Source organism: Inquilinus limosus MP06 (assembly GCF_000767795.1).
GTDB classification, from domain to species: domain Bacteria; phylum Pseudomonadota; class Alphaproteobacteria; order DSM-16000; family Inquilinaceae; genus Inquilinus; species Inquilinus limosus_E.
Map to the genome: position 1 here is coordinate 1 of NZ_JANX01000199.1, position 9,800 is coordinate 9,800.

General features: G+C 70.0%; 10 protein-coding genes. 9 read left to right on the plus strand and 1 reads right to left on the minus strand.

All coding sequences use genetic code 11. The annotated features are described in order from the left end of the window. Together P409_RS16565 and P409_RS16570 are read left to right on the plus strand one after the other, a co-directional pair. A partial coding sequence (locus tag P409_RS16565) for an oxidoreductase C-terminal domain-containing protein (RefSeq protein ID WP_034839487.1) occupies positions 1 to 271 on the plus strand: 271 nt, incomplete at its 5' end. 32 nt (positions 272 to 303) lie between these two features. Continuing rightward, positions 304 to 1,077 (plus strand): coniferyl-alcohol dehydrogenase, encoded by a 774-nt coding sequence (locus tag P409_RS16570; protein ID WP_034839488.1) that lies wholly within the window; start codon positions 304 to 306, stop codon positions 1,075 to 1,077. Positions 1,078 to 1,333: 256 nt separating this feature from the next. Here P409_RS16570 and P409_RS16575 read toward each other — a convergent pair whose 3' ends face one another. Continuing rightward, positions 1,334 to 2,053, minus strand: coding sequence for an IclR family transcriptional regulator domain-containing protein (locus P409_RS16575; protein WP_238578706.1), 720 nt, complete (start codon positions 2,051 to 2,053; stop codon positions 1,334 to 1,336). Between the two features lie 331 nt (positions 2,054 to 2,384). Between P409_RS16575 and P409_RS16580 the strand changes: the two genes are divergently transcribed. From P409_RS16580 to P409_RS16610, 7 genes are all read left to right on the plus strand, one after another. Then, positions 2,385 to 3,713, plus strand: coding sequence for an MFS family transporter (locus P409_RS16580; RefSeq protein WP_052120778.1), 1,329 nt, complete (start codon positions 2,385 to 2,387; stop codon positions 3,711 to 3,713). A gap of 52 nt (positions 3,714 to 3,765) precedes the next feature. After that, complete coding sequence (locus tag P409_RS16585) at positions 3,766 to 4,935, plus strand: ABC transporter substrate-binding protein (RefSeq protein ID WP_034839490.1); 1,170 nt, start codon at positions 3,766 to 3,768, stop codon at positions 4,933 to 4,935. A gap of 4 nt (positions 4,936 to 4,939) precedes the next feature. After that, a complete protein-coding gene (locus tag P409_RS16590) occupies positions 4,940 to 5,800 on the plus strand; it encodes a branched-chain amino acid ABC transporter permease (protein WP_034839492.1) in 861 nt (286 codons plus the stop codon). Beyond that, positions 5,797 to 6,807 carry a branched-chain amino acid ABC transporter permease gene (locus P409_RS16595; RefSeq protein ID WP_052120780.1) on the plus strand — a complete coding sequence of 337 codons (1,011 nt, stop codon included), beginning with the start codon at positions 5,797 to 5,799 and terminating at the stop codon, positions 6,805 to 6,807. Before P409_RS16590 ends, P409_RS16595 begins: the two co-directional genes overlap by 4 nt. Continuing rightward, positions 6,804 to 7,556: an ABC transporter ATP-binding protein gene (locus P409_RS16600; RefSeq protein ID WP_034839494.1), complete on the plus strand. Its 753-nt coding sequence runs from the start codon at positions 6,804 to 6,806 to the stop codon at positions 7,554 to 7,556. Before P409_RS16595 ends, P409_RS16600 begins: the two co-directional genes overlap by 4 nt. Beyond that, on the plus strand, positions 7,549 to 8,277 hold the full coding sequence (locus P409_RS16605; RefSeq protein ID WP_034839497.1) for an ABC transporter ATP-binding protein: 729 nt from the start codon (positions 7,549 to 7,551) through the stop codon (positions 8,275 to 8,277). Before P409_RS16600 ends, P409_RS16605 begins: the two co-directional genes overlap by 8 nt. 137 nt (positions 8,278 to 8,414) lie before the next feature. Continuing rightward, positions 8,415 to 9,515 (plus strand): 5-methyltetrahydropteroyltriglutamate--homocysteine S-methyltransferase, encoded by a 1,101-nt coding sequence (locus P409_RS16610; RefSeq protein WP_034839500.1) that lies wholly within the window; start codon positions 8,415 to 8,417, stop codon positions 9,513 to 9,515. The last annotated feature ends 285 nt before the right edge of the window (positions 9,516 to 9,800 follow it).

Sequence of the window (9,800 nt, forward strand, 5' to 3'; positions counted from 1 at the left end):
CTGGTCGGACCAGCACGAGTTGACGCTGCAGATCGCCGGCCTGGCCGATGAGGGCCGGGCGACGGTCGGGCGCGACCTCGGCGACGGTGCCCGGCTGCTGTTCCACCTGGCGGCGGACGGACGGCTGGTCGCGGCCGGCGGCCTCGGCCCGCTCGGCAAGATCGCGCGCGAGATCCGCCTGGCCGAGATGCTGATCGCCCGGCGCGCCGCGCCCGACCCTGGCTCGCTCGCCTCGCCGGAGGTAAAGCTGAAATCGCTGCTGGCGGCGTGATCCGGCGGCGCCGCACCGCCACGGGACCCGCCATGCTGACCGGCAAGACCATCATCGTCACGGGTGCCGCCTCCGGCATCGGCGCCGCGACCGCGCGGCTGGTCACGGCCTGGGGCGGCCGCGTCATCGCCGTCGACCGGCACGCGCCGGCTGATCCCATGGATGCCTTCTTCCGCGCCGACCTGTCCGATCGCGCGTCGATCGACGCACTGGTGGCGGCCCTGCCGGAGGGCACGCACGGCCTGGCCAACATCGCCGGCGTGCCGCCGACCCGGCCGGCGGCCGAGGTGCTGCGGGTCAACCTGGTCGGCCTGAAACACCTCACGGTCGGGCTGGCGCCGAAGCTGGCCGACGGCGCCGCGATCGTGAACCTCGCCTCCCTGGCCGGGCTGGACTGGGCCGAGTCCCTGCCCGCCATCCGCGCCAGCGAGGATCTGGGCTTCGAGGAGGTCGAGGCGTTCTGCGATCGCCACGGCATCGCCGGCGCCCGCAGCTACCTCTTCGCCAAGGAGGCGCTGGTCGCCTGGACCCACCGCAACCGCTGGACCTGGCGCGACCGCGGCATCCGCATGAACGCGATCAGCCCCGGGCCGGTCGACACGCCGATCCTGCCCGACTTCCTGGCCAGCCTCGGCGACCGGGCGCGGGCGGAGATGGCGGTGATGGACCGGCCCGGCCGGCCGGAGGACATTGCCCCCGCGGTCGGCTTCCTGCTGTCCGACGCCTCGTCCTGGATCCGCGGCGCCAATGTGCCGGTCGATGGCGGCATGCACGCCCATGTCCAGGCCCGGCGGCACGGGCTTTAGCCGGGTCATCTCAAGCAGATGATGCTCGCTTCACGCGTTGCCTCTCCCGCTTGCGGGACCTTTTCGCAACGCTTCTCCCTCGCCGTCATTGCGAGGAGGCGAAGCCGACGAAGCAATCCAGGGGCCGGTGCGCACCGGCCCCTGGATTGCTTCGCTGCGCTCGCAATGACGGTGTCAGGAATTCTGAAAAGATCTCTCAAGCGGGAGAGGCACCGCGAAGACGGTCGACATTCCGTCGACCCGAAACAATCGTGTTCTATCCGCGCGGCACCGCCAGGGCCACAACTCGCGCGGCCTCCTGCAGCGCCGGCAGGAAGCGGTCGCGCATCTCCCCTGCCCCGACGCGCGAGGCCGGCGCGCTCATGTTGATCGCCAGGTGGCCGGCGGAGATGCCGCCCGGCACCGCGACGGCGATCGAGCTCAGCCCGGTCTCCAGCTCCTCCGACACCAGGGCGTAGCCGCGGCCGCGCACCTCGGCCAGCCGCTCGGCCAGCGCCGCGCGCGTGGTCAGCGTGTGCTCGGTGAACCGCTCCAGCACCGCCGCCTCGAAATACCGCTCCAGCTCGCGCGGGTGCAGCGCTGCCAGCAGCGCCTGGCCCATCGAGGTGGCATGCGCCGGCAGCCTTGTGCCGACACCGAGGCCGACCGTCATGATCCGGTGCGGCGCCGGCGACCGGGCGACATAGGTGATCATCGTCCCGTCCAGCATGGCGGCGGAGGCCGATTCGCCCAGGCTTCGCGTCAGCCCCAGGAGGGCATCGCGCACCCGCTCGATCTCGCCCATGCCGGACAGGAAGCTGTGGCCGAGCGACAGGATCGCCGGCGTCAGCTCGAAATGCTTGCCGTCGCTGCGGGCATAGCCGGCCTCGCACAGGGTCAGGAGGAAGCGCCGCGCCGCCGCCCGGGTCAGCCCGGTGCGCTCCGCCGCCTCGGTGATGGTCTGCCGGCGGTGCCCCGCGCCGAAGCTGCGGATCACGTCCAGCCCCTTGCGGAACGACAGGACCTGCTCGATGCGCTGCAGCGTCTTCCTCCCTGGCGTCCTCCTGTTCGCTGAGCGAACAAGAGGTTCATTCTGCGAACAGATCCTTGACCCGATCCGCCGCCCGGCACAAGACAGCAGACAGAAAAACGCAAGAAAGAGGGGAGCGTCCGGGATGGCGGGCACCGTCACCCTTCCGCCGACCGATGCCGCGGCGGGCCCAGGCCCGGCCCCGCGCGCCTTCCTGCTCTTGCCGTCGACGCCCCGCGGGCCGGCACGCCCCGGCCGCACAGGATCCGCAACCGCGTCACGAGGCTGAAGACACCGCATGGTCGCATCCATCCCCGAGGACCGCCCGCTGAGTCCGTCACCCAGCGCCGCCATCGCGGCGATGAGCACCCGCGACCGCATCGTCGCGATCGTCGGCAGCTCCTCCGGCAACCTGGTGGAGTGGTACGACTTCTACACCTACGCCTTCACCTCGCTGTACTTCGCCAGCGCCTTCTTCCCGAAGGGCGACCCGACCAGCCAGCTCCTGAACACCGCCGGCATCTTCGCCGCCGGCTTCCTGATGCGGCCGATCGGCAGCTGGCTGTTCGGCTGGATCGCCGACAAGCACGGTCGCCGCACCTCGATGATGCTGTCGGTGCTGATGATGTGCGCCGGGTCGCTGGCGATCGCGGTGCTGCCGACCTATGAGAGCATCGGCGCCGCGGCCGGCGTGCTGCTGCTGGCCGCCCGGCTGGTGCAGGGCCTGTCGGTCGGCGGCGAGTACGGCACCAGCGCGACCTATATGAGCGAGGTGGCGGCGCGCCGGCACCGCGGCTTCTTCGGGTCGTTCCAGTATGTCACGCTGATCGGCGGCCAGCTGCTGGCGACGCTGGTGGTGGTGATCCTGGAATTCTCGCTGTCCGGCGATGAGATCCGGGCCTGGGGCTGGCGCATCCCCTTCGTGGTCGGCGCCGCGGCCGCAGTCATCGCGCTCTATCTGCGCCGGTCGCTGATCGAGACCAGCTCGGCCGAGGTGCGCAAGTCGAAGGAGGCCGGCACGATCGGCGCCCTGTTCCAGCACCCGCGGGCCTTCCTGACCGTGCTGGGCTTCACCGCCGGCGGGTCGCTGATCTTCTACACCTACACCACCTACATGCAGAAATACCTGGTCAACACCGCCCATCTGGACACGAAGACGGTGAGCCTGGTGATGGCGGCGGTGCTGTTCGTCTACATGATCGCGCAGCCGGTGTTCGGCGCCCTGTCCGACCGCATCGGCCGGCGCAACAACATGCTGCTGTTCGGGGGGCTGACGACGCTGACCACGGTGCCGCTGCTCGGCGCCATCGGCCGGGTCACCAGCCCCTATGCCGCCTTCGGGCTGATCCTGTGCGGCCTGGCCGCCGTCAGCTTCTACACCTCGATCAGCGGGCTGGTGAAGGCCGAGCTGTTCCCGATGGCGGTGCGCGCCCTGGGCGTCGGCCTGTCCTATGCCATCGCCAACGCCGCCTTCGGCGGCAGCGCCGAATATGTGGCGCTGTGGCTGAAGGACATCGGCGTCGAGGGCTGGTTCGCCTGGTACGTCACCGGCCTGTGCGCCATCGCCTTCGTCGTCGCCATCCTGATGCCGGACAACCGCCGCGAGAGCCTGATAGAGGACCACTGATCCACCGGCCGGCGGCCCGAACCGCGGCCTTCAAGAAACGGGGAGGACCAAGATGAAACGACGTCACCTGACCGCCGCGGCCGTGGCCGCAGCATTGCTGGCGGCCCTGCCGGCCGCGGCCGAGGACACGGTCAAGATCGGCCTGATCCTGCCGATGACCGGCCCCTCCGCCTCCACCGGGCGGGAGATCGAGGCCGCGGCGCGGCTGTACCTGCAGCAGAACGGCGCCACCGTCGCCGGCAAGAATGTCGAGCTGATCGTCAAGGACGACACCGGCACCGCCGACGTCACCAAGCGCCTGGCGCAGGAGCTGGTGGTGAAGGACAAGGTGGCGGTGCTGGCCGGCTTCGGCCTGACCCCTCTGGCCGCCGCGGCGGCGCCGATCGCCACCCAGGCCAAGGTGCCGCAGGTGATCATGGCCGCCGCCACTGCGGCGACCACCGAGGCGTCGCCCTTCATTGTCCGCACCAGCTTCACCCTGCCCCAAGCGACCGTGCCGCTGGCCGACTGGGCAGCCCAGAACGGCATCAAGACCGTGGTCACGCTGGTCAGCGACTACGCCCCAGGCCTGGACGCGCAGAAGGCCTTCGCCGAGCGCTTCGGCAAGGCCGGCGGCCAGGTGGCGGAGCAGCTGCAGGTGCCGCTGAAGAACCCGGATTTCGCGCCCTTCCTGCAGCGCGTCGCCGACGCCAAGCCGGATGCGGTCTTCGTCTTCGTGCCCTCGGGCTTCGGCGCCGTGTTCATGAAGCAGTTCGTCGAGCGCGGCCTGGACAAGTCCGGCATCCGGCTGATCGCCACCGGCGACCTGACCGATGACGAGCTGCTGGACAAGATCGGCGACGTGGCGCTGGGCACCATCACCACCCATCACTACTCCGCCGCCCATGACAGCCCGGAGAACAAGGCCTTCGTCCAGGCCTTCCAGGCGGCCAACGCCGGGATGCGGCCGAACTTCATGGCGGTCGGCGGCTATGACGGCATGCACCTGATCTTCGAGGCGCTGAAGAAGACCGGCGGCGCCACCGACGGCCAGGGCCTGCTGGACGCCATGAAGGGCATGAGCTGGACCAGCGTCCGCGGCCCGGTCTCGATCGACCCGGAGACCCGCGACATCGTCCAGAACATCTATGTCCGCAAGGTCGAGAAGCGCGACGGCGCCCTGTACAATGTCGAGTTCGCGACCATCGAGGCGGTGAAGGACCCGGTCAAGGCGGCGAAGTAGCGCCATGGAAACGATCCTGTTCGACGGCATCGCCTACGGCATGCTGCTGTTCGTGCTGGCCTGCGGACTGTCGGTGACGCTGGGGCTGATGAACTTCATCAACCTGGCGCATGGCGCCTTCGCCATGCTCGGCGGCTATGTCACCGCCATCCTGATGAGCCGCTGGCAGGTGCCGTTCTTCCTGTGCCTGCCGGCGGCCTTCCTGGCCGCGGCCGCGGTCGGGCTGGTGCTGGAGCGGACGCTGTACCGGCAGCTCTATCGCCGCAGCCCTCTCGACCAGGTGCTGTTCTCGATCGGGATCGTCTTCATGGCCATGGCCGCCGCCGACTATCTGATGGGGTCGGAGCAGCAGATCATCCAGCTGCCCGATTACCTGCGCGGCCGGGTCGAGGTGCTGGGCGTCGGCATCGGCATCTACCGGGCGCTGATCATCGCCGTCTGCGGCGCGCTGGTGCTGACCCTGCAATGGGTGCTGGCCCGCACCCGCTTCGGCAGCCGGCTGCGCGCCGCGGTCGACGACCCGCGCGCCGCCCGCGGCCTGGGCATCCGGGTCGACACCGTCTTCGCCGCCACCTTCGCCGTCGGTTCGGGCCTCGCCGGCCTCGGCGGTGCGCTGGGGGCGGAGATCCTGGGCGTCGACCCGACCTTCCCGCTGAAATACATGATCTACTTCCTGATCGTGGTGACGGTCGGCGGCACCTCCAGCCTGACCGGCCCGTTCCTGGCCGCCCTGCTGCTCGGCATCGCCGACGTCGCCGGCAAGTACTACGTGCCCGCCGCCGGCTCCTTCGTCATCTACACGGTGATGATCGTGGTGCTGCTGCTGCGGCCGCAGGGGCTATTCGCGCGCGGAGGCGGCAGGTGACGACGGCTCCGCTCTCCTCTCCGGCCGCCCGGATCGCCCCGGCCGCGTCGCGCGCCCGCTGGCGGCTGCCGGAGTTCCTGTTCTGGCTGGCCGCGCTGGCCGCCCTGCTCCTGCTGCCGGACCAGCACCTGATCCTGAACGAGATCGCGATCCTGGCGCTGTTCGCGCTGTCGCTCGACCTGATCCTGGGCTATGCCGGCATCGTCTCGCTCGGCCACGCCGCCTTCTTCGGCCTCGGCGCCTATGTCGCCGGCCTGCTGACCATCCATGTCGCCGGAGAGCCGCTGCTGGGCCTGGTCGCCGCCGCGGCAGCCGGCGCCGTGCTAGGCTTCGCCACCGGCTTCCTGGTGCTGCGCGGCAGCGACCTCACCCGCCTGATGGTCACGCTCGGCATCTCGCTGCTGCTGTTCGAGATCGCCAACCAGGCGGCCGGGCTGACCGGCGGCGCCGACGGGCTGAACGGCATGATGGTCGGCCCGATCCTCGGCCGGTTCGAGTTCGACCTGTTCGGCACCACCGCCTACGCCTACAGCCTGGCGGTGCTGTTCCTGCTGTTCCTGTTCGCCCGGCGGCTGGTGCATTCGCCCTTCGGCCTATCGCTAAAGGCCATCCGCGACAACCGCCTGCGCGCCGCCGCGGTCGGCGTGCCGGTGGCGCGGCGGCTGATCGGCGTCTACACGCTGTCGGCCGCCTATGCCGCGGTGGCCGGGGCGCTGCTGGCCCAGACCACGCAGTTCGTCTCGCTCGACGTGTTCGACTTCCACCGCTCGGCCGATGTGCTGCTGGTGCTGGTGATCGGCGGCGCCGGCTACCTCTATGGCGGGCCGATCGGCGCCGTGCTGTTCCGCTTCCTGCAGGACTGGATCTCCGGCCTGACGCCGCAATACTGGTCCTTCTGGCTCGGCGCCTTCCTGGTGCTGCTGGTCCTGGTCGGGCGCGACCGGCTGGTGCAGGGCCTGCGCCGCCCCCTCGCCACCCTCCTCTCCCGCTTCGGAGCCGGGCGATGACCGCGGCGCTGGAGACCGTCGGCCTGATGAAGCGCTTCGGCGGGCTGGTCGCCACCAACGACGTGTCGCTGAAGATCGCGGTCGGGGCGCGGCACGCGCTGATCGGCCCGAACGGTGCCGGCAAGACCACCTTCGTCAACCTGCTGACCGGCGTGCTGGCGCCGAGCGGCGGCCGGGTGCTGCTGGGCGGCGAGGACATCACCAGCCTCAAGCCGCATCTGCGGGTGCGCCGCGGCCTGGCCCGCACCTTCCAGATCAACCAGCTGTTCCCGGAGATCACGCCGCTCGACACCATCGGCCTGGCCGTGGCCGAGCGCCTGGGACGGGGCGGCGACTGGTCGCGGGTGGCTGGCAGAAAGGCCGAGGTGCTGGACGAGATCCTGGCCATCGCCGAGCGCTTCCGCCTGACCGACGTGCTGCAGGCGAGGACATCCACCCTGGCCTATGGCAAGCAGCGCCTGCTGGAGATCGCCACCGCCTTCGCCTGCCGCCCGCGCATGCTGCTGCTGGACGAGCCGGCGGCCGGCGTGCCGGAGGCGGAGCGGCACGAGCTTCTGGCCACCATCGCCGAGCTGCCCCAGGATGTCTCGGTGCTGCTGATCGAGCACGACATGGACCTGGTGTTCAGCTTCGCCGACCGGATCTCGGTGCTGGTCAACGGCGCGCTGCTGACCGAGGGCACGCCCGACGCCATCGCCGCCGACCCGCAGGTCCGGGCCGTGTATCTCGGGGAGCCGGTCGATGGCTGAGCTGCTGGCCCTGCGCGACCTGGTTGCCGGCTATGGCGAGGCCGTCGTCGTCTCCGGCGTGTCGCTGACCCTGGCCGAGGGCGAGGCGCTGGCCCTGCTGGGCCGCAACGGCACCGGCAAGACCACGCTGCTGAACAGCATCATCGGCGTCACCCGCCGCTTCGGCGGCAGCATCACCTTGGCCGGGCGCGACCTGACCCGGGCGCGGCCGGAGGACCGGGCGCTGGCCGGGATCGGCTGGGTGCCGCAGGAGCGCAACATCTTCAGGTCGCTGACGGTCGAGGAGAACATGACCGCGGTGGCCCGCCCCGGCCCGTGGACGCCGGAGCGCGCCTATGCCCTGTTCCCGCGGCTGAAGGAGCGGCGCGGCAACCTGGGCAGCCAGCTGTCGGGCGGCGAGCAGCAGATGCTGGCCATCGCCCGCGCCCTGATGCTGAACCCCAAACTCTTGCTGCTCGACGAGCCGACCGAGGGCCTGGCGCCGATCATCGTCGAGGAGCTGCTGGCCGCGCTGAAGCGCATCCTGCGCGACGAGGGCGTCGCAGCCGTCGTGGTCGAGCAGCACGCCCAGAAGATCCTGTCGGTCACCGACCAGGCGGTGATCCTGGAGCGCGGCGCCATCGTCCATGCCGCGCCCAGCGCCGTCCTGAAGGCCGACGAGGCCGCCCTGACCCGCCATCTCGGCGTGACCCGCAAGGGATCGATCCATGCCGCGTCGTAGCATCTCTCTTCATTGTCATTGCCGGGCTTGACCCGGCAATCCAGGGGCCACGGAGATTTGCTCTGGCCGCCCCCGGATCCTCGGGTCAAGCCCGAGGATGACAGTTCAAGAAAACTGCCATCTGAGGAGGACCATTCATGCCGCGCCAGACCCCGCCCTTCCGCGCCGACATGGTCGGCAGCCTGCTGCGCACCGCCCCGCTGAAGGCCGCCCGCGCCCGGCACGAGCAGGGCGCCATCACCGCCGGCGAGCTGCAGGCGGTCGAGGATGCGGAGATCCGCAAGATCGTCCGCCGGCAGGAGGAGATCGGCCTCGAGGCCGTTACCGACGGCGAGTTCCGCCGCGCCTTCTGGCATTTCGACTTCCTGGAGCACCTCGACGGCGTCGAGGGCTACTGGGCGGATCACGGCATTCAGTTCCAGGGCGCCCAGGTCAAGCCCAAGGGCATCCGCGTCACCGGCAGGCTGGGCTTCACCGGCCACCCGATGCTGGAGCATTTCCGTTTCCTGAAGGCGAACACCGCCCGGGTGCCGAAGATGACGATTCCGTCGCCCAGCATGCTGCATTACCGCGGCGGCCGGCAGGTGATCGACGCCACGGTCTATCCGGAGATGGAGGAATTCTACGCCGATCTCGGCCGCGCCTATGCCGGCGCGGTCGCCGCCTTCGCCGCCGAGGGCTGCCGCTACCTGCAGCTGGACGACGTGAGCTTCGCCTATCTCTGCGACCCGGAGCAGCGGCGGATGCTGGCCGAGCGCGGCGACGACCCGGTGAAGCAGCCGGGGATCTATGCCGGCATGCTGAACGCCGCCATCGCGGATCGGCCGAAGGACATGACCATCACCATGCATCTCTGCCGCGGCAATTTCCGCTCCACCTTCATCGCCTCCGGCGGCTACGAGCCGGTGGCGGAGCGGCTGTTCAACGAGATCGCCGCCGACGGCTATTTCATGGAATGGGACACCGAGCGCGCCGGCGGGTTCGAGCCGCTGCGCTTCCTGCCCAAAGGCAAGCGGGTGGTGCTGGGGCTGGTGACCTCCAAGACCGGCACGCTGGAGAAGAAGGACGACATCAAGCGCCGGATCGACGAGGCGGCGAGATTCGTCGACCTCGATCAGCTGTGCCTCAGCCCGCAATGCGGCTTCGCCAGCACCGAAGAGGGCAACGTCCTGGCCGAGGACGAGCAATGGGCCAAGCTGGCGATGATCGTGGAGATCGCAAGGGAGGTGTGGGGGTAGGCAGGGGCCTCCCCGTCATGGCGAGGAGGCGAAGCCGACGTGGCCATCCAGTCCAGGGGCCAGTGCGAGCGGCCTTGGATGGCCACGCCCCTTCGGGGCTCGCCATGACGGCTTTAGATTATCAAAGCCGATACTTTCAAAATCTCCCTTGACCTAAACCGCACTTGAACTTGTACCGATGGAGGCTCCCGATGACAGGAGCATCCATCATGCCTATCGATACCGATCTGCGGCGGCTGCGCGTGGCGGTCACCGGCGGCACCTCCGGCCTGGGCCTGGCGCTGG